Genomic DNA, 19,376 nt, shown 5'->3' with positions numbered 1-19,376 from the left:
GTTCCTATGATCCGGCCCCTATGTGCCTACGATGCGACCGCCCTGAATTTGCCTCCGCCACCCGGCTCTCTGCGGCCTCGCCCTGGAACCCCCGGCGGGCCTTCCTGCTGGCGGCCGCGGGCGCGGCGCTGGCGGGCCCGGCGCTGGCGCAGGTCAACGTCGGCAATGCCTCGGTGGCGCGCAACCTGGTGCCCGCCGACAAGATCGAGGCGGCCGGCGTGCAGCACTACGGCCAGTTGCTGGAGCAGGCGCGGGCCAAGGGCGCGCTGGCGGGCGAGAACAACCCGCAGCTGCAGCGCCTGCGCGCCATCGCCGGGCGGCTCATTCCGTTCGCCACGCCCTGGAACTCGCGGGCGCGCGACTGGAAGTGGGAGGTCAACCTGATCGGCAGCAAGCAGATCAACGCCTTCTGCATGCCGGGCGGCAAGATCGCCTTCTTCACCGGCATCCTCGAGCAGCTGAAGCTGAGCGACGACGAGGTCGCGATGGTGATGGGCCACGAAATGGCCCACGCGCTGCGCGAACACGCCCGCGCCCGCATGGCCAAGAGCGCGGGCACCGGCGCGGCGCTCTCCATCGGTGCGCAGCTGCTCGGCCTGGGGCAGGTGGGCGACATGGCGGCGCGCGCGGGCACGCAGCTGATCACGCTCAAGTTCAGCCGCAGCGACGAGACCGAGGCCGACCTGGTGGGGCTGGAGCTCGCGGCGCGGGCGGGCTACGACCCGAAGGCTTCGGTGTCGCTGTGGAAGAAGATGGCCGCGGCGTCGAAGAACCAGGGCGGGCTGAACTTTCTCTCGACGCACCCGACGGGGCCGGACCGGATCGAGAAGCTGGAGGCGAACCTGCCGAAGGTGGAGAGGCTTTACAGGGATGCGAAGAAGAGCTGAGCGGTTTGGCGCTTCTTCGGGGAGTCTCGGGTCTTGCTCCCTCTCCCCTTGGGGAGAGGGCGGGGGTGAGGGTGGCGGCGCTCATATAAGAGCCGCGCTTCATCGACCGCAGCCTGCCCCCATCCCAGCCTTCCCCCAGAGGGGGAAGGAGCAAAACCAAATTCCGCGCAGTCTGGCGTTCTGTCTTTCTCCCTCCCCCTCTGGGGGAGGGCAGGGGTGGGGGCTCGACGGCCTTTGAACAAGCGCGGCGCCTGACCGAAGGCCTGCCCTCACCCCAACCCTCTCCCCGAGGGGAGAGGGAGTAAGTCCCAAGTCCTGCCGCGATGCATGCTGATGAGCGCGTGCGGTCTTACTCCCTCTCCCCTTGGGGAGAGGGCGGGGGGTGAGGGTGGCGGCGCTCATATAAGAGCCGCGCTTTATCGACCGCAGCCTGCCCCCATCCCAGCCTTCCCCCAGAGGGGGAAGGAGCAAAACCGAATCCCGCGCAGTCTGGCTTTCTGTCTTTCTCCCTCCCCCTCTGGGGGAGGGCAGGGGTGGGGGCTCGACGGCCTTTGAATAAGCGCGACGCCTGATCGAAGGCCTGCCCTCACCCCAACCCTCTCCCCGAGGGGAGAGGGAGTAAATCCCAAGTCTTGCCGCGATGCATGCTGATGAGCGCGTGCGGTTTTGCTCCCTCTCCCCTTGTGGAGAGGGCGGGGGTGAGGGTGGCGGCCTTCATACAAAAGCCACGCTTCATCGACCGCAGCCTGCCCCCATCCCAGCCTTCCCCCGGAAGGGGAAGGAGCAAAACCGAATCCCGCGCAGTCCGTCTTTCTCCCTCCCCCTTTGGGGGAGGGCAGGGGTGGGGGCTCGACGGCCTTCGAATAAGCGCGGCGTCTGATCGGAGGCCTGCCCTCACCCCAACCCTCTCCCCGAGGGGAGAGGGAGTAAATCCCAAGTCCTGCCGCGCTGCATGCTGATGAGCGCATACGGTTTTGCTCCCTCTCCCCTTGGGGAGAGGGCGGGGGTGAGGGCGGCGGCGCTCATATAGATAAATAACGGCCGCGCTTCATCGCCCGCAGCCGCCCCCATCCCAGCCTTCCCCCGGAAGGGGAAGGGGCAAATCCCCCACCCCAATCCCCAGTCTCAACCGTCTTCCCGCTGGCACGCCGCTTGCATCTCAACTTGTACACATGTTTGGATGCCTAACGATGGTGCATGAAGAAAACGGATCGCCCGCCGCCGCCTGGATCGCGAAATTCGCATCCCCCGTCGTGCACGCCCGGGCCAGCGACAGCCTCGCCTTCGCCCTGCCGCTCGCCGGCCTGCGTTTCGCGGTCAAGGACAACATCGACGTGGCCGGCGTGCCCACCTCTGCCGCTTGCCCGGCCTTCGAGCGCCACCCGGCAGCCCACGCGGCCGTGGTGCAGCGCCTGCTCGAAGCCGGTGCATCGCTGGCGGGCAAGACCAACCTCGACCAGTTCGCCTGCGGCCTGAACGGCACGCGCTCGCCCTACGGCGAAGTGCCCAACGCCTTCGACGCGCGCTACGTCTCGGGCGGCTCAAGCTCCGGCTCGGCCTACCTGGTGGCCGCCGGCGAGGTCGACTTCGCCCTCGGCACCGACACCGCCGGCTCGGGCCGCGTGCCCGCCGGGCTCAACAACATCGTCGGGCTGAAGCCCTCGCGCGGGCTGCTCAGCGCCTTCGGCGTGGTGCCCGCGGCGCAGAGCGCGGACTGCGTCTCCATCTTCGCCACCACCGTCGCCACCGCCGTCGACGTGCTGCTGGCCGCCGCCGGCCCCGACGCGCGCGATCCCTACTCACGTGACTTCTCGCGTGACCTCTCGCGTGACTCCTCGTGCGGGCCCGCCCTGCGCCGCCAGCCGCTGCCCGCGCACTTCAACTTCGGCGTGCCCGACACGCTCAGCTTCTTCGGCGACACCGCCGCCGAGCAGGCCTTCAACGACGCCACCGCGCGGCTGCTGGCCATGGGCGGCTCCCCCGTCACCATCTCATACGCGCCGCTCGCCGAGGCCGCCGCGCTGCTGTACGAAAGCGCGCTGGTCGCCGAGCGCTACGCGGCGGTGCGCACGTTTTTCGACGCGCACGCCGACGAGGTGATCGAGCCCGTGCGCGGCATCCTCGCCCAGGGCCGCGGCTACAGCGCCGCCGACGTGTTCGACGCGCAGACGCAACTGCGCGCCATCGCGCAGAAGGTCGAGCCCATGTGGCGCGGCATCGACGTGCTGGTGGTGCCCACCGCGCCCACGCACTACACGCGCGAGCAGATGCGCGCCGACCCGGTGGCGCTCAACCGCAACCTGGGCGCGTACACCAACTTCGTCAACCTGCTCGACTACGCCGCGCTGTCGGTGCCCAGCAGCCTGCGTGCGGACGGCCTGCCGTTCGGCATCACGCTGATCGGGCCCCGCGGCAGCGACCTGGCCCTGGCCGACCTGGGCCAGCGCTTTCATCACGCCACCGGGCTCACGCAGGGCGCCATGGGCACGCCACTGCCCGCGCCGCGGGCCATTGCGGGGCTCGCCGCCGCGGGGGCCGACATGCTGCCCATCGCCGTGGTCGGCGCCCACCTGTCGGGCATGCCGCTGAACGGCCAGCTCACCGAGCGCGGCGCCACGCTGCTGCGCGCCACCACCACGTCGCCCGCCTACCGCCTGCACGCGCTGCCCGGCACCGTGCCGCCCAAGCCCGGCCTGCAGCGCGTGGCGGAGGGGGCGGGCGAGGGCGACGGAAAAGCCGGCGCCGCCATCGCGCTCGAGGTCTGGGCCGTGCCCCTGGCGCAGGTCGGCAGCTTTCTCGCGCTGATCCCGCCGCCCCTGGGCCTGGGCAGCGTCGAGCTGGCCGACGGCACGTGGGTGAAGGGCTTCATCTGCGAAGGCCACGCGCTGGCCGGCGCGCAGGACGTGACGTCGCACGGCGGCTGGCGTGCCTACGTCGCGAGCCGCACCCCGTCTTCTTCATCGCCTTCGCCTTCTTCGCCCTCTTCATCTTCTTCACTTTGACTTTCATCCAGGAGTCCCCGATGAGCAACCCGAACCCACCCACCGCATCGCGCCACCGACGCCAGCTGCTGCAGGCCGGCGCCGCGGGCCTGGCCGTGCTGGCCGCGCCGGCCATCGTGCGCGCGCAGGGCACGCCCAGGCTGCGCATCGGCTTCTGGCCCGTGGCCGCGGGCCTGCCGTTCTTCGCGGCCGTGGACAAGGGCTACTTCAAGGAAGCCGGCCTCGACGTCGAGCCGCTGAAATTCGCCGGCGCCCAGCAGGTGATGGAAGGCATGCTCGCGGGCCGTTGCGACGGCAGCGCCAACGGCACCGGCTCGGCCAACCTCGCCATCGGCGAGATCGCGCAGCCCGGGCTCTTCAAGATCTTCTGCACCAACCCGAGCAACGCCAAGTACGTGCTCGACGAGTTCATCGTCGCCAAGGACAGCCCCCTCAAGACCATGGCCGAGCTGGCCGGCAAGAAGGTGGCCTCGGGCCCGGGCATCCAGAACGTCACGCTGTGCAAGACCATGCTGGAGCGCGCCGGCGCCAAGGGCGCGACCGTCAGCGAGCTGCCCATCGGCCAGCACGTGGCCGCGCTGGTGGCGGGGCAGGTCGACGCCTGCTACACGCTGGAGCCCACCGGCACGGTGGGCCGCATGAACGGCACCACTCGCGTCATCGAGGCGGGCGTGGTCGCCAGGTACATCCTGGGCGACCCGATGGCGCCGTGGCACGGCGGCGCGGCCAGCCTCACGAGCGAGTTCATCAAGAAGAACCCCGAGGTCGCCACGAAGTACATCGCCGCCTACGCGCGCGGCGTGGCGCTGGTGCGCAACCAGCCCGACGAGGCGCGCCAGTTCATGAAGGGCTACACCGCCATCGAAGGCAAGCTCACGGCCGAGGTGCCGCTGGCGTCGTACATGCTCTACAACGAGTTCAAGCCGAGCGACGTCGCGTACTTCCAGAAGTTCTACGACCTGTTCACCGAGAAAGGCATCTTCGAGAAGAAGGTGCCGGTGGACGGCCTGCTCTACAAGGCCTGAAGACCATGGCCGACGCAAGCACGACCACGGCCGCGCCGTGGACCCCACCGGCCGGTGCAGCCGCCGCCGCACCCAAGCCGCCGCTGCGCGACCGCCTGCTGCCCTTCATCGGCCCCGTGGTGCTGTTCATCGCGTGGGACCTGGTGGTGCGCCTGGGCTTCATCAAGCCCATCCTGCTGCCCACGCCGGCCGACACCATCGCCGCGCTCCTCACGGGGCTGGCGGGCGGGCCGCTGCTCACCGACTTCGTCATGACCGTGTGGCGCACGCTGCAGGCCTTTCTCATCGCGGCGGTGGTCGGCGTGCCGCTGGGCGTGCTGCTCGGCAGCAACGAGCGCGCCTACCGCAGCGTGGAGTTCCTCATCGACTTCTTTCGCTCCACGCCGTCGTCCGCGCTCATTCCGCTGTTCTTGCTGATCTTCGGCGTGAGCGACGTCAACAAGGTGGCCATCGCGGCCTTCGGCGCGCTGCTCATCGTGGTGTTCAACAGCGCCTACGGCGTGATGAACGCGCGCAAGCAACGCGTGATGGCCGCGCGCGTCATGGGCGCCTCGCGCTGGCAGGTCTTCAAGGACGTGCTCATATGGGAGAGCCTGCAGCCCAGCTTCGTGGGCCTGCGCTCGGCGGTGTCGATGGCGCTGGTGATCGTCATCGTGGCCGAGATGTTCATCGGCTCCGACACCGGCCTGGGCCACCGCATCATCGATGCGCAGCAGGTGCTCAACGTGAAGAGCATGTACGCGGCCATCCTCGCGGCGGGTGCGCTGGGCTACGCACTGAACATCCTCTTTCTCATCGCCGAGCGCCGCATCGTGCACTGGAGCGGAAGATGAAAGTGACACCCGACATCGTGTTGAACGGCCCGGTGTACGCCGACGTTCCCAAGCCCGTGTTCAGGCCCGGCCCGGCCGGCACGCACATCACCATCCGCGGGCTCACCAAGTACTTCGCGGGCTGGCCGCTGTACGAGAACTTCGACCTCGACATTCCCAAGCAGGCCATCGTCTCGGTGTTCGGGCCCAACGGCTGCGGCAAGTCCACGCTCATCAACATGATCGCGGGGCTCGTTCCCATCGACGCGGGCGAGATCCTGTTCGACGGCAAGCAGCGCAAGGACACCAAGATCGGCTACGTGTTCCAGAACTACCGCGAGGCGATGTTCCCGTGGATGCGCACCATCGACAACATCGCCTACCCGCTGAAGCTCGAAGGCCGCAGCAAGGCCGAGGTCGACCGGCGCATGCAGGAGCTGGTGGCGTCCTTCGACGTCAAGTTCGACCTGAAGCGCTTTCCGTACGAGCTCTCCGGCGGCCAGCAGCAAACCGCGTCGATCATGCGCGCGCTGGCGCCCAACCCCGAGGTGCTGTTTCTCGACGAGCCCTTCTCCGCGCTGGACTTCGAGATGACGCTGTTCATCCGCGAGAAGCTGCAGGAGGTGTTCATGCAGACCGGCACCACCATGCTGCTGGTGTCGCACGACCTCGAAGAGGCGGTGTACCTGGCCGACGAGGTGCTGCTGCTGACCAAGCGGCCCACCAGGGTGGCCGAGATCTTGCGTTATGCCGATGCCCGCCCGCGCACCGTGGAAACGCTGAGCACCGAGAGCTTCGTGGCCATGAAGAAGCTCAGCCTCGACATCTTCCAGCGCGAAGTCCGTCGATAGGGCATCGACAGCAGGTCGAAAGAAGGAGCCGCTCCATGACACCCACGCAGATCGAAAGCTACGTCGACGCCGCCGCCGCGGCGCTCGCGCTGCCCCTCTCGCCCGCGCACCGCCCCGGCGTGCTGCGCTACTTCGCGCTCGCGGCCGACTTCGCCGCGGTGGTCGAGTCGGTGCCGCTGGCCATGTCGGTCGAACCGGCGGTGCATTTCTCGCCGGTCGCGCCGCAGGAGAAAGAGGCATGAGCGCCGCGGAGCTGCTGGCGCGCGATGCCACCGCCATGGCCGAGTCGGTGCGCACCGGCGCCGCCAGCGCCACCGCGCTGGTGCAGGCCAGCCTCGACCGCGTGGACGCCACCGACGGCCGGGTCAACGCCTTCACTTCGGTGCTGGCCGAGCGCGCGCTGCGCCGCGCGGCGCAGGTCGATGCCTCGCTCGCTTCGGCGCAGGGCGCGCGCACGCGGGAACTGCCGCTGCTGGGCGTGCCCTTCGCGGTGAAGAACCTGTTCGACATTGCCGGCCTGCCCACGCTCGCGGGCTCGAAGATCGAGCGCCAGACGGCGCCCGCGCGCGCCGACGCCGCCTTGGTGCGCCGGCTGGAGCGCGCCGGCGCCGTGCTGGTGGGCGCGCTGAACATGGACGAGTACGCCTACGGCTTCACCACCGAGAACAGCCACGAAGGCCCCACGCGCAACCCGCACGACCTCACGCGCATCGCGGGCGGCTCGTCGGGCGGCTCGGGCGCGGCGGTGGCCGCGGGGCAGGTGCCGCTCACGCTGGGCTCGGACACCAACGGCTCCATCCGCGTGCCGGCCTCGCTGTGCGGCGTGTTCGGGCTGAAGCCCACCTTCGGGCGGCTGCCGCGCACGGGCAGCTTCCCGTTCGTGTCGAGCCTGGACCACCTCGGCCCCTTCGCCCGCTCGACCCGCGACCTGGCGCTGGTGTACGACGCGATGCAGGGGCCCGAAGACACCGCCTACCCGCACGACCCCGGCTGCGCGCAGCGTGCGGCCGAGCCGGTGTCGCCGGTGCTGGCGCACGGCACGCGCGGGCTGCGCATCGGCGTGCTGGGCGGCTATTTTCATGAGCGTGCGAGCGCCGAGGCGCTGGCTGCGGTGGAGCTGGTGGTCGACGCACTGGGCGCGGGCGTGGCCCAGGCCAGCGTCGAGCTGCCGCTGGTGGAGGCCGGGCGCGCCGCGGCCTTCCTCATCACCAACGCCGAAGGCGCCGCGCTGCACCTGGACGACCTGCGCCGCCGCGCGCACGACTTCGAGCCGCTGTCGCGCGACCGCTTCCTGGCCGGCGCGCTGCTGCCCGCGGCCTGGGTGTCGCGCGCGCAGCGCGTGCGCCGGGTGTACGCCGAAGCGGTGGCGCGCCTGTTCGGCCGCTGCGACATCCTGCTGGCGCCGGCCACGCCCAGCGCGGCCACGCCCATCGGCGCCGAGACCTTCGAGGTCAACGGCCACACGCTGCCGGTGCGGCCGAACATGGGCCTGCTGACGCAGCCCTTCTCGTGCATCGGCCTGCCGGTGTGCGCGGTGCCGGTGTGGGGCGCGCACGCCAGCATGCCGATCGGTGTGCAGGTCATTGCCGCTCCCTGGCGCGAAGACCTGGTGCTGCGCGTGGCCGCGGCGCTCGAAGCGGCCGGCGTGGCGCACGCGCCCGTTGCCGCGCTCACCCTGGAGAAGACCCCCGCATGAACGCCACCGACATCAACCTGCCCGACGTGCTGGCCGAGGTGCAGGCCGCCTTCGCCCGCTACGAAGACGCGCTGGTCCACAACAAGGTCGAGGTGCTCGACGAGCTGTTCTGGAACAGCCCGACCACGCTGCGCTACGGCGCCACCGAGAACCTCTACGGCTACGACGAGATCCGCGCCTTTCGCGCATCGCGCCCCTCGCAGGGGCTGGCGCGCGAGCTGCTCATCACCGTCGTCACCACCTACGGGCGCGACTTTGCCACCGCCAACTGCGAGTTCCGCCGCGAAGGCGCCGCGCGCACCGGCCGCCAGAGCCAGACCTGGATGCGCACGCCCGAGGGCTGGCGCGTGGTCTCGGCGCACGTCAGCCTGCTGGGCTGAGGCACGCGCCGCGCGGCACCTGCTTTACCTCTTTGCCTCTCTGCCACTTTCTTCCTTCCAGTCCTTCAACTTGTATCGAGCAACGGAGTACGTCATGACCAGCCAATTCAATCGCCGCGATTCCCTCAAGACCCTGGCCGCGCTGGGCGCCGCCGGCTCGCTAGGCAGCTGGAGCGCGCTCGCGGGCGCGCAGGCCAAGCCGTTGACCGTGGGCGTGATCTACGTCGGCGCGCGCGACGACTACGGCTACAACCAGGCGCACGCGCAGGCCGCCGCCGAAGTGAAGAAGATGCCCGGCATCAAGGTGGTGGAAGAAGAGAACGTGCCCGAGACCGCCGCCGTGCAGAAGACCATGGCCGGCATGATTTCGCAGGACGGCGCCAAGCTGCTGTTTCCCACGTCGTTCGGCTACTTCGACCCGCACATCCTCGCGGTGGCGCCCAAGAACCCCGACGTGCGCTTCTCGCACTGCGGCGGCCTGTGGACCGAAGGCAAGCACCCGAAGAACGTGGGCAGCTTCTTCGGCTACATCGACGAGTGCCAGTTCCTGAACGGCGTGATCGCCGCGCACATGACCAAGAGCAACAAGATCGCCTTCGTTGCGGCCAAGCCCATTCCGCAGGTGCTGCGCAACATCAACGCCTTCACGCTGGGTGCGCGCTCGGTCAAGCCGAACATTACCTGCAGCGTGATCTTCACCGGCGACTGGTCGATGGCCGTGAAGGAGGCCGAGGCCACCAACAGCCTGGCCGACCAGGGCTGCGACGTGTTCACCATGCACGTGGACGGCCCCAAGGTGGTGGTCGAGACGGCGGCCAAGCGCGGCAAGATGGTCTGCGGCTACCACGCGAGCCAGGCCAAGCTGGCGCCCAACGCGTACCTGACCGGGGCCGAGTGGAACTGGCTCACGGCCTACAAGACCATCATCGACGCGGCCCAGGCCGGCAAGCCGCACCCCAACTTCCTGCGCGGCGGCCTGAAGGAGGGCTACGTGAAGATGTCGGCCTACGGCCCCATGGTGCCGGACGCCGCGAAGAAGCAGGCCGACGACATCAAGGCCAGGATGATCGCGGGCAGCTTCGACATCTTCAAGGACGGCATCAAGGACAACAAGGGCGCGGTGGTGGTGCCCGCGGGCAAGGTGCTGAAGCAGAACGATTTGGAGCTCGAAAAGATGAACTACCTCGTCGAAGGCGTCGTCGGCTCTGTTTGAACCCAGCGCAACGCCGTCATGCGCCACGCACTCAAGGAATTCGCCCTGCCGGTGTTCGCCATCGCGGCGGCGCTGCTGTTGTTCGGCCTGGTGGTGGCCTTCGCCGGGGTCGACCCGGTGGAGGTGTGGACCACGCTGTTCAAGGGCGCGTTCGGCGACTGGTTCTCCTGGCAGAACACGCTGCAGCGCGCTGCGCCGCTGATGCTCACCGCGCTGTGCGTGGCGCTGCCCGCGCGCGCCGGGCTGATCATCATCGGCGGCGAAGGCGCGCTGGTGCTCGGCGGGCTCGCGTGCGCGGCGCTCGCGCATGCGGTGCCGCTGCCGGGCAACGTCGTTGGCACGGTCATCGTCTGCATCGCGGGCGCCGTGGTGGGCGGGCTGTGGATCGTGCTCGCGGGCTGGCTGCGGCAGTTTCGCGGCATCAACGAGACCATCAGCAGCCTGCTGCTGGCCTACATCGCCATCGGCATCTTCAAGCACCTGGTCGAGGGGCCGCTGCGCGACCCGGCCAGCCTGAACAAGCCCTCGACCTACGCGCTGAACGACGGGCTGCTCATCGGCGGCATCGGCGGCTCCGACATCCACTGGGGCCTGGCCATCGGCGTGGTGGCGTGCCTGGGGCTCGGCTGGTGGCTGCGCGCCACGGCCTCGGGCTTCTCGGTGCGCGTGGTGGGCGGCAACCCGCGCACCGCGCAGCTGGTGGGGCTGCCGGCCACGCGGCTCATCCTGTCGGCCTGCGGGCTGGGCGGTGCCTGCGCGGGGCTGGCGGGCGCGGTGGAGGTGGCGGCGGTGCACACCAACGCCAACGCCTCGCTGATCGCGGGCTACGGCTACGCGGGCATCCTGGTGTCGTTCATCGCGCGGCACAACCCGGTGGCCATCGTGCCGGTGGCCATCCTGTTCGGCGGCTTCGGCGCAGCGGGCAGCCTGCTGCAGCGGCGGCTCGGCCTGCCCGACGCGTCGGTGCTGGTGCTGCAGGGCATCGCCTTCGTGCTGATCCTGGCGAGCGAGGGCCTGCGCACGGTCAACTGGAAGAAGTTCGGGGACCGGATGTTGCCCGAGGCGAAGACCTACGACACCCACTACGACACGAACTACGACAGGAGTGCTGTCGTATGACCGCCGCGCCGGGCCGCCCCAAGCAAGGTCGCACCGCAGTGCGAAGCACGGAGGTATTCCAATGACCGCCGACCAGTGGATCGCGCTGGTCGCCGGCATCGTCGGCGGCGCATTGCGCGTGGGCGCGCCCTTTCTCTTCGTGAGCCTGGGCGAATGCCTCACCGAGAAATCGGGCCGCATCAACCTCGGCCTCGAAGGCGTGCTGGTGCTGTCGGCCATGGCGGCTTTCGGCGGCGCCTACCTCACCGATTCGGCCTGGCTGGGCGTGCTGATCGGCGCGGTGGCCGGTTCGCTGCTCGCGCTGTTGCATGGCCTGCTGTGTTCGCTCGACCGGGTGAACGACGTGGCCACCGGCATCGCGCTGATGCTGCTGGGCACGGGGCTGGCGTTCTACCTCGGCAAGCCGCTCATCCAGCCGCAAGCACCGCAGATCCCCGCCATTCCGCTGGGCTTCTGGAGCGACAACACGGTGGTGCGTTCGGCGCTGCAGCTCAACGCGCTGGTGCCCATCGGCGTCGCGCTCGCGGTGCTGTTGTGGTGGGGCTTCGCGCGCACGCGTGCCGGCCTGCTGGTGCGCATGGCGGGCGACTCGGCGCAGGCCACGCGCGCGCTCGGCTATTCGGTGTCGGGCCTGCGCATCGCGGCGACCACGGCGGGCGGCTTCATCGCGGGGCTGGGTGGTGCGTCGCTCACGCTGTTCTATCCGGGCAGCTGGAACGAGGGCATCTCCAGCGGCCAGGGCCTGATCGCCGTGGCGCTGGTGATCTTCGCGCGCTGGAGCCCGCTGCGCTGCGTGGGCGCGGCGCTGCTGTTCGGCGGCGCGGGCGCCATCGGGCCGGCGCTGCAGTCCATCGGCATCGGCTGGGGCTACCACCTGTTCAACACCGTGCCCTACGTGCTCACGCTGGTGATCCTGGTGTTCACCTGCAAGCCCGGCAGCGCGGCCGTCGGCAGCCCCGGCGAACTTTCATCGACAAGGAGCTGAACGACATGAGCGGTTTCGGAGGCCTCAACAAATCGGCGCACGGCGTGGTGGTCGGGCTGGTGCAATTGCAACTGCCCGACGTGAAGACGCCGGCCGACCTGGCCGCGCAGACGCGCCGCGTGTGCGAGCTGGTCGGCAAGGCGCGGCGCAACCAGGGCCACATGGACCTCGTGGTGTTCCCCGAGTACGCGCTGCACGGCCTCTCGATGGACACCAACCCCGAGATCATGTGCACGCTCGACGGCCCCGAGGTGGCGGCCTTCAAGCAGGCGTGCATCGAGCACCGCATCTGGGGCTGCTTCTCGATCATGGAGGCCAACCCCGGCGGCAACCCCTACAACAGCGGGTTGATCATCGACGACCAGGGCGACATCAGGCTCTACTACCGCAAGCTGCATCCGTGGGTGCCGGTGGAGCCCTGGGAGCCGGGCAACCTGGGCATTCCGGTGTGCGACGGCCCCAACGGCAGCAAGCTGGCGCTCATCATCTGCCACGACGGCATGTTCCCCGAGATGGCGCGCGAGGCCGCGTACAAGGGCGCCGACATCATCCTGCGCACGGCGGGCTACACCGCGCCCATTCGCCACGCCTGGAAGATCACCAACCAGGCCAACGCCTTCTGCAACCTGGCCTACACCGCGAGCGTGTGCCTGTGCGGCAGCGACGGCACCTTCGACTCGATGGGCGAAGGCATGTTCTGCAGCTTCGACGGCACGGTGATGGTCGAGGGCGGCGGGCGTGTCGACGAGATCATCACCGCCGAGCTGCGGCCCGACCTGGTGCGCGAGGCGCGCACGGGCTGGGGCGTGGAGAACAACATCTACCAGCTCTACCACCGCGGCTACGTGGCGGTGAAGGGCGGTGCGCAGGACTGCCCCTACACCTACATGCACGACATGGCCGCCGGCACCTACAAGCTGCCGTGGAGCGCCGACGTGAAGGTGACCGACGGCACCAGCTGCGGCTTCGCGCCGCCCGAACGCAACTACGCGGGATGAACGCGCAATGACCACACCCGTCGCAAACACCACTGAGCGTCACGTCGCCGCCGAGCCCTACGCCTGGCCGTACAACGGCGCGCTGCGGCCCGACAACACGGCGCTGATCGTGATCGACATGCAGACCGACTTCTGCGGCAAGGGCGGCTATGTGGACGTGATGGGCTACGACCTGTCGCTGGTGCAGGCGCCCATCGAGCCGATCGCGCGCACGCTGGCGGCGTTGCGTCCGCTGGGCTTTCACATCATCCACACGCGCGAGGGCCATCGCCCGGACCTGGCCGACCTGCCCGCGAACAAGCGCTGGCGTTCACGGCAGATCGGCGCGAACGGCGTGGGCATCGGCGACGACGGGCCGTGCGGGCGCATCCTGGTGCGCGGGGAGCCGGGGTGGAACATCATTCCCGAGCTGGCGCCGTGGCCGGGCGAGGTGGTGATCGACAAGCCGGGCAAGGGCTCGTTCTATGCCACCGACCTGGAACTGATCCTTCGCACGCGCGGCATCGAGAACCTGATCCTCGCGGGCATCACCACGGACGTGTGCGTGCACACGACGATGCGCGACGCGAACGACCGAGGCTTCGAGTGTTTGCTGTTGTCGGACTGCACGGCCGCGACGGACCACGGCAACCATCTTGCCGCGCTGAAGATGATCACGATGCAGGGTGGCGTGTTCGGGGCGCATGCGGGTTCTGCTGCGCTGTTGGCGGTGCTATGAGGTGCCGCGAGCCTTCAGGGAAGTCGTTGATCCGCGGTTCAAAGGAACACATGACATGAGCGCCACATCACCCCGGGCCATCGGCGGCCTCCCCGCGGCAAGCGGCGCGCTCGCGCTGGACACCTACAAGCTCACCAAGCGCTTCGGCGCGTTCACCGCGATGGACAGCGTGACCATGCGCGTCGAGCCCGGCACGGTGCATGCGCTGCTGGGGGAGAACGGGGCGGGCAAGAGCACGCTGGTCAAGTGCGTGGCGGGCTTTCAGCGCGCGGAAGAAGGCAGCATCCTGATCGACGGACGCGAGCAGGACATTGCCAACCCCATCGTGGCGCGCGCGCTCGGCATCGGCATGGTCTACCAGCACTTCACGCTGGCACCGGGCATGACGGTGGCGGAGAACCTGCTGCTCGCCGGCGGCAAGACACCGGCATTGATCGACTGGAAGACGAAGCGCGCGGAGTTGCGCGCCTTTCTCGCGACCACGCCGTTCAGCCTCGACCTCGATGTGCGGCCGTCGGAGCTGGCGGCGGGCGAGAAGCAGAAGCTGGAACTGCTGAAGCAGCTGTACCTGAAGCCGCGCCTGCTCATCCTCGACGAGCCGACCTCGGTGCTCACCCCGCAGGAAGCCGACGAGGTGCTGGGCCATGTGCGCGAGTTCGCGCGCAGCGGCATGTGCACCGTGCTCATCATCACGCACAAGTTTCGCGAAGTGATGGCCTATGCCGACAGCGTGACGGTGCTGCGGCGCGGCAAGGCGGTGCACCACTGCCGCGTGGCCGACACCAGCCCCGCGCAACTGGCGCAGGCCATGATGGGCGGCGAGCAGGCGGCGGCATCGTCGGCGCCGTTCACCCGCAAGCCCGTGGCGGCCAGTGCGCCCATCGGGCTGAAGGTCGAGGGACTGAAGGCGCAGGGCGACCGCGGCACGCTGGCGCTGCATGACCTGAGCCTGTCGGTGCGCGCCGGGGAAATCCTCGGCGTGGCGGGTGTGTCGGGCAACGGGCAGCGCGAACTGGTCGAGGCGCTGGTCGGCCAGCGCCCGCGCCTTGCCGGCAAGGTCACGGTGATGGGTCAGCCCTACAACGCGCACCGCGCGGAGAACCGCGAACTCAAGGTGCGCAGCCTGCCCGAGGAGCCGCTGCGCAATGCCTGCGTGGGCGACCTGAGCGTGGCGGAGAACATGGCGCTGCGCGATTTCGACCGGCCGCCGCTCTCGCGCGGCGGCGTGCTGAGCTTTCCGTACTGGCGCAGCCGCGCGCGCGAATGGATCGCGGAGTACGGCGTGAAGACGCAGGGCGAAGGCGCGCCCATCCGCAGCCTGTCGGGTGGCAACGTGCAGCGCGCGGTGCTGGCGCGCGAACTGGCGGGGGACATCAATGTGCTGATTGCCGCGAACCCGGTGTTCGGGCTGGACTTTGCGGCCGTGGCGGAAATCCACTCGCGCATCGTGCAGGTGCGCGAGAAGGGCGGGGCGGTGCTGCTGATCAGCGAAGACCTCGACGAACTGCTCGAGCTGGCCGACCGCATCGTGGTGATGAGCGACGGGCAGGTCGTGTTCGAAACACCCGCGGCGGGCGCCGAGCGGCACGTGATCGGCGCGCACATGGGGGGCGGGCATCACGAGAGCCACGAGCATCACGAGCCCTTGAAGGCCGCCGCGTGAATCCAGTTTCCGAACCTGTGGGCCTCCTCATGCGCATCGACACCGCCATTCCCTTTCCCTACGAGTTCGACGTCGCGAAGACCGCGCTCGTGCTCATCGACATGCAGCGCGACTTCATCGAGCCCGGCGGCTTCGGCGAAACGCTGGGCAACGATGTGTCGCTGCTGGAGGCCATCGTGCCCGCGACGCAGCGCGCGTTGCGGGCGTGGCGCGAGGCCGGTGGCCTCGTGGTGCATACGCGCGAGGCGCACCGGGCCGACCTGTCGGACTGCCCGCCGGCCAAGCGCAACCGCGGCAACCCCACGCTGCGCATCGGCGACGAGGGGCCGATGGGCCGCATCCTGGTGATGGGCGAGCCGGGCAACCAGATCATCGATGCGCTCGCGCCCGCCGAAGGAGAGCTCGTGATCGACAAGCCGGGCAAGGGCGCCTTCTACGCGACCGGCCTGCATGAGCTGCTGCAGCAGCGCGGCATCACGCACCTGCTGTTCGGCGGCGTCACCACCGAGGTGTGCGTGCAGACCAGCATGCGCGAGGCCAACGACCGCGGCTACGACAGCCTGCTGCTCGAGGACTGCACCGAGAGCTACTTTCCGGCCTTCAAGGCCGCCACGCTCGACATGGTGCGCGCGCAGGGCGGCATCGTCGGGTGGACCGCGCCGAGCACGGCGTTGCTGGCCGCCCTGGAACCCGGCGCCTGACGCCGACGCCAGCGACTAACATTCCCCCCGTGTCTACCGTTCGCCCCCGCCCTGAAACCGCCGATTCCACCTTGCGTTCCAGCGTTCCTTCCGACGTTCCCGCGGTCGAGGTGGCCGTCTTTCGCACGCGGGCCGACGAGGTGTACGCGCAGCTCAAGCGCGACGTGGCCGAGTTCATCCTCGTGCCCGGCGACCGCTTCACCGAGAACGAGATCAGCGACCGGCTCGGCGTGTCGCGCACGCCGGTGCGCCAGGCGCTGTTCAGGCTGCAGCAGGAGGGTTTCGTCGAGGTGCTGTTTCGCAGCGGCTGGCGCGTACTGCCCTTCGACTTCGAGCAGTTCGAGCAGCTGTACGACCTGCGCATGGTGCTGGAGACCACGGCCGTGCACCGCCTGTGCGAGACGGACCGCCACATCGACCGCGCGCTGCTCGACACGCTGGCCGACATCTGGCTGGTGCCCGCCGCGCAGCGCAGCAGCGACATGGCGCAGGTGGCGCAGTGGGACGAGGGCTTTCACTGCGCGCTGGTGGCGGCGGCGGGCAATGCCGAGATGGCGCGCGTGCACGGCGACGTGACCGACCGCATCCGCATCATCCGCCGGCTCGACTTCACCAAGCAGCCGCGCATCGACGCGACGTATGAAGAGCACGCGAAGATATTGAAGGCGGTGCGCGCGAACCGCGGGGACCAGGCGGCGATGCTGCTGAGGGCGCACATCGAGACGAGCCAGGCGGAGGTGAGGAAGATCACGCTGCACCAGGTGCACCTGGCGCGGCACGCGGGGAAGACGCCGCGCTGAGGGGGGTGTTGCTCCTTCCCCTTCCGGGGGAAGGCTGGGATGGGGGCTCTCGGCGTTCGAGAAGGCGCAGCCTTTTCGATGGCCGCTGGCCCTCACCCTAGCCCTCTCCCGCAAGCGGGAGAGGGGACAACGCGGGGCGTTGGCCTTTGCAAGCGTTGCAGCCTGTTCAAACTCCGCTTGCCCCCACCCCAGCCCTCCCCCAGCGAGGGAGGGAGCAAAACCGAAACTCAATCCGCCGTGATATTCCCGCGCTTCACCACGCCAGCCCAGCGGTCCGCGTCCTTCTTCATCAGCGCACCGAACTCCCCCGGCGTCGAGCTCGCCGGCACCATGCCCTGCGACTCGAACGACTTCGCCACTTCCGGCTGCTTCAGCACCTTCGCGATCTCGGTGTTGAGCTTGGCGACCACGTCCGCCGGCGTGCCCTTCGGCGCGAGCACGCCGTACCACATGTCCACGTTGTCGGAGGTCACGCCGGCCTCGGCCAGCGTGGGCACGTCGGGCAGTTGCGCCAGGCGCTTGCCGCTGCCGGTCGCAATGGCCTTCAGCTTGCCGACCTGGATGTGCTGCAGCGCCACGTGCACCGGCAGGAACATGTAGTCGATGCGCCCGCCCAGCAGGTCGGTCACCGCGCCGGCCGTGCCCTTGTAGGGCACGTGCAGCATCTCGGTGCCGGTGCCCTGCATCAGCAGCGCCATCGACAGGTGGTGCGGCGTGCCCACGCCCGGCGTGGCGTAGGTCAGCTTGCCGGGCGCGGCCTTGGCGGCGCTCACCATCTGCTGCACCGAGGTGGCCTTCTGCACGTTCGGGTTGGTCACCAGCAGCAAGGTGCCCCACGAGGTGAGCGACACGGGCGCGAAGTCGGCCACCGGGTCGTAGCTCAGCGACTTGTACAGGCTGCGGTTCATCACCAGCGTGTTGACCTGCACCATCAGCGTGTAGCCGTCGGGCTTGGCGCGCGCCACGCGCTCGCTGCCGATGTTGCCGCTCGCGCCGGCGATGTTCTCCACCACCACCGGCTGGCCCAGCAGCGCGGGCAGGCGCGCGGACAACTGCCGCGCCACCAGGTCGATGCCGGTGCCGGGCGTGTAGGGCACCACGAGCGTGATGGGCTGGTCGGGCCAGGCGTGGGCGGCGGTGGCCAGGCCGAAGGTGGCGAGGCCTGCGAGCAGGGCGGTGAAGGTCTTGGTCAGCGAGCGCATGGTGTCGTGTCTCCGTAGTTCTTGTGGGGCGGGTTCAAGGGAATTTCAAAGGAACGAGGGCCGAGCCTTCAGCGCCACCGGGTCGTAGCCGGCCACGCGCTTGTAGTTGTCCGAGATGGCCTGCAGCTCGGCGGTGGGCACCACGTCTTCGATCTTCTCGAAGCGCTGGCCGCCCGAGCGCTCGAACACCTCGCGCAGGATGGCGTCGGGCGGGTTGCTGCGGTTGGTCAGCACCACCTCGGTGGTGGCCTTGACGCGCACGCTGTCGTACGCCTCGAGCGCGGCCGGGCCCACGCCCATGTCCTTCAGCGCGCCCGCCAGAAAGCGCGCGTCGATGATCGCCTGCCCCGCGCCGTTGGAGCCGCGCGGCACCATCGGGTGCGCGGCGTCGCCCAGCAGCGTGAGGCGTCCGTGCGTCCAGCGCGGCAGCGGGTCCTGGTCGACCATCGGGTACTCCAGGATGGTGTCCGACGCGCGAATCAGCGCCGGCACGTCGAGCCAGTCGAAGTGCCAGTCGGCAAAGGCCGGCAGGAAGTCTTCGAGCCGCCCCGCGCGGCTCCAGTCGCGCAACGCGGGCTGCGGTGCATGGATCTCCGCGACCCAGTTCACCAGCTGGTTGCCTTCGTCGTCGATGTCGTCGCGAATGGGGTAGATCACCATCTTGCCGACCGCGAGCCAGCCCGCGCGCACCATGCTGCCGCCCGAGAGAAAGGGCTTCCAGCGCGTGGTGCCGCGCCACATGTTGATGCCCGAGTAGCGCGGCGCGCCCTCGTTCGGGTACAGCTGCTTGCGCAGCGCCGAGTGGATGCCGTCGCAGCCGACCACCACCGCGCCGCGCACCGGGGGCACGTGGGCTATGTCGGCGGTGTGGGCGGCGTGGGCGGTGTCTGCAAAGTGCACCGTCACGCCGTCGGCATCCTGCGTGGCGCCGGTGCAGCGGCGGTTGCACACCACGCTGTCGGGGCCCAGGCGCTTCAGCGTCTCTTCGTACAGCACGGTCTGCAGGTCGCCGCGGTGGATGGAAAACTGCGGCCAGTCGTAGCCCGCGTGCTGGCCGGCGGCCTCGCGGAAGATGAGCTGCCCGTGCTCGGTGAAGAACACCGCCTCCTGCGTGCGCACGCCGACCTTGTCGAGCGCCGGCAGCAGGCCCAGCTCGGTGAGCTCGCGCACCGCGTGCGGCAGCAGGTTGATGCCCACGCCCAGCGGCTTCAGCTCGGGCACGGCCTCGTACACGCGGCAGGGAATGCCGGCCTGGTGCAGGCTCAGCGCCAGGGTCAGGCCGCCGATGCCGGCGCCCAGGATGATGACTTCGTTGCTCATGGTG

General features: G+C 69.5%; 18 protein-coding genes. 16 read left to right on the top strand and 2 right to left on the bottom strand.

Translation table 11 applies throughout. The features are described 5' to 3' along the window. Positions 1-20 precede the first annotated feature (20 nt). From AB6807_RS15975 to AB6807_RS15900, 16 genes are all read left to right on the top strand, one after another. Positions 21-887: a M48 family metallopeptidase gene (locus tag AB6807_RS15975; RefSeq protein WP_371085342.1), complete on the top strand. Its 867-nt coding sequence runs from the start codon at positions 21-23 to the stop codon at positions 885-887. Positions 888-2,077: 1,190 nt separating this feature from the next. Next, positions 2,078-3,889 carry an allophanate hydrolase gene (atzF, locus tag AB6807_RS15970; RefSeq protein ID WP_371085341.1) on the top strand — a complete coding sequence of 604 codons (1,812 nt, stop codon included), beginning with the start codon at positions 2,078-2,080 and terminating at the stop codon, positions 3,887-3,889. Between the two features lie 20 nt (positions 3,890-3,909). Continuing rightward, a complete protein-coding gene (locus tag AB6807_RS15965; protein WP_371085340.1) occupies positions 3,910-4,914 on the top strand; it encodes an ABC transporter substrate-binding protein in 1,005 nt (334 codons plus the stop codon). A 5-nt stretch (positions 4,915-4,919) separates the two neighbouring features. Beyond that, positions 4,920-5,747 carry an ABC transporter permease gene (locus AB6807_RS15960; RefSeq protein ID WP_116911522.1) on the top strand — a complete coding sequence of 276 codons (828 nt, stop codon included), beginning with the start codon at positions 4,920-4,922 and terminating at the stop codon, positions 5,745-5,747. Beyond that, complete coding sequence (locus AB6807_RS15955) at positions 5,744-6,577, top strand: ABC transporter ATP-binding protein (protein ID WP_371085339.1); 834 nt, start codon at positions 5,744-5,746, stop codon at positions 6,575-6,577. Before AB6807_RS15960 ends, AB6807_RS15955 begins: the two co-directional genes overlap by 4 nt. Positions 6,578-6,612: 35 nt before the next feature. Beyond that, positions 6,613-6,819: an AtzG-like protein gene (locus AB6807_RS15950; RefSeq protein ID WP_371085338.1), complete on the top strand. Its 207-nt coding sequence runs from the start codon at positions 6,613-6,615 to the stop codon at positions 6,817-6,819. Then, positions 6,816-8,273 carry an AtzE family amidohydrolase gene (locus tag AB6807_RS15945; protein ID WP_371085337.1) on the top strand — a complete coding sequence of 486 codons (1,458 nt, stop codon included), beginning with the start codon at positions 6,816-6,818 and terminating at the stop codon, positions 8,271-8,273. The genes AB6807_RS15950 and AB6807_RS15945 overlap by 4 nt, the downstream gene beginning before the upstream one ends. After that, complete coding sequence (hpxZ, locus tag AB6807_RS15940; protein ID WP_116911518.1) at positions 8,270-8,653, top strand: oxalurate catabolism protein HpxZ; 384 nt, start codon at positions 8,270-8,272, stop codon at positions 8,651-8,653. The genes AB6807_RS15945 and hpxZ overlap by 4 nt, the downstream gene beginning before the upstream one ends. 94 nt (positions 8,654-8,747) lie before the next feature. After that, positions 8,748-9,866, top strand: a complete 1,119-nt coding sequence (locus AB6807_RS15935) for a BMP family ABC transporter substrate-binding protein (protein ID WP_371085336.1) — start codon at positions 8,748-8,750, stop codon at positions 9,864-9,866. Positions 9,867-9,884: 18 nt separating this feature from the next. After that, complete coding sequence (locus AB6807_RS15930) at positions 9,885-10,985, top strand: ABC transporter permease (protein WP_371085335.1); 1,101 nt, start codon at positions 9,885-9,887, stop codon at positions 10,983-10,985. 61 nt (positions 10,986-11,046) lie between these two features. Beyond that, positions 11,047-11,970 (top strand): ABC transporter permease, encoded by a 924-nt coding sequence (locus tag AB6807_RS15925; protein WP_116911515.1) that lies wholly within the window; start codon positions 11,047-11,049, stop codon positions 11,968-11,970. 5 nt (positions 11,971-11,975) lie between these two features. Beyond that, positions 11,976-12,968 carry a formamidase gene (locus tag AB6807_RS15920; RefSeq protein ID WP_371085334.1) on the top strand — a complete coding sequence of 331 codons (993 nt, stop codon included), beginning with the start codon at positions 11,976-11,978 and terminating at the stop codon, positions 12,966-12,968. Between the two features lie 7 nt (positions 12,969-12,975). Then, positions 12,976-13,686: a cysteine hydrolase family protein gene (locus AB6807_RS15915; RefSeq protein WP_116911513.1), complete on the top strand. Its 711-nt coding sequence runs from the start codon at positions 12,976-12,978 to the stop codon at positions 13,684-13,686. A gap of 55 nt (positions 13,687-13,741) precedes the next feature. Further along, the gene (locus AB6807_RS15910) at positions 13,742-15,349 is read left to right on the top strand and encodes an ABC transporter ATP-binding protein (protein WP_371085333.1); all 1,608 of its coding nucleotides are present in this window, start codon (positions 13,742-13,744) and stop codon (positions 15,347-15,349) included. A gap of 29 nt (positions 15,350-15,378) precedes the next feature. Then, complete coding sequence (locus tag AB6807_RS15905) at positions 15,379-16,050, top strand: cysteine hydrolase family protein (protein WP_371085332.1); 672 nt, start codon at positions 15,379-15,381, stop codon at positions 16,048-16,050. A gap of 71 nt (positions 16,051-16,121) precedes the next feature. Further along, positions 16,122-16,850 carry a GntR family transcriptional regulator gene (locus AB6807_RS15900; protein ID WP_371085434.1) on the top strand — a complete coding sequence of 243 codons (729 nt, stop codon included), beginning with the start codon at positions 16,122-16,124 and terminating at the stop codon, positions 16,848-16,850. Positions 16,851-17,077: 227 nt separating this feature from the next. Here AB6807_RS15900 and AB6807_RS15895 read toward each other — a convergent pair whose 3' ends face one another. Together AB6807_RS15895 and AB6807_RS15890 are read right to left on the bottom strand one after the other, a co-directional pair. Beyond that, the gene (locus tag AB6807_RS15895) at positions 17,078-18,052 is read right to left on the bottom strand and encodes a Bug family tripartite tricarboxylate transporter substrate binding protein (RefSeq protein ID WP_371085331.1); all 975 of its coding nucleotides are present in this window, start codon (positions 18,050-18,052) and stop codon (positions 17,078-17,080) included. Between the two features lie 45 nt (positions 18,053-18,097). Continuing rightward, entirely contained in the window at positions 18,098-19,372 is a 1,275-nt protein-coding gene (locus tag AB6807_RS15890) for a flavin-dependent oxidoreductase (RefSeq protein ID WP_371085330.1), read from the bottom strand. Positions 19,373-19,376 lie beyond the last annotated feature (4 nt).

The sequence above is a fragment of the Variovorax sp. RCC_210 genome, from assembly GCF_041355175.1.
Lineage (GTDB): Bacteria > Pseudomonadota > Gammaproteobacteria > Burkholderiales > Burkholderiaceae_C > Variovorax.
Note: the sequence above shows the minus strand (reverse complement) of the source record. Positions and strands in the feature narration are given on the sequence as shown.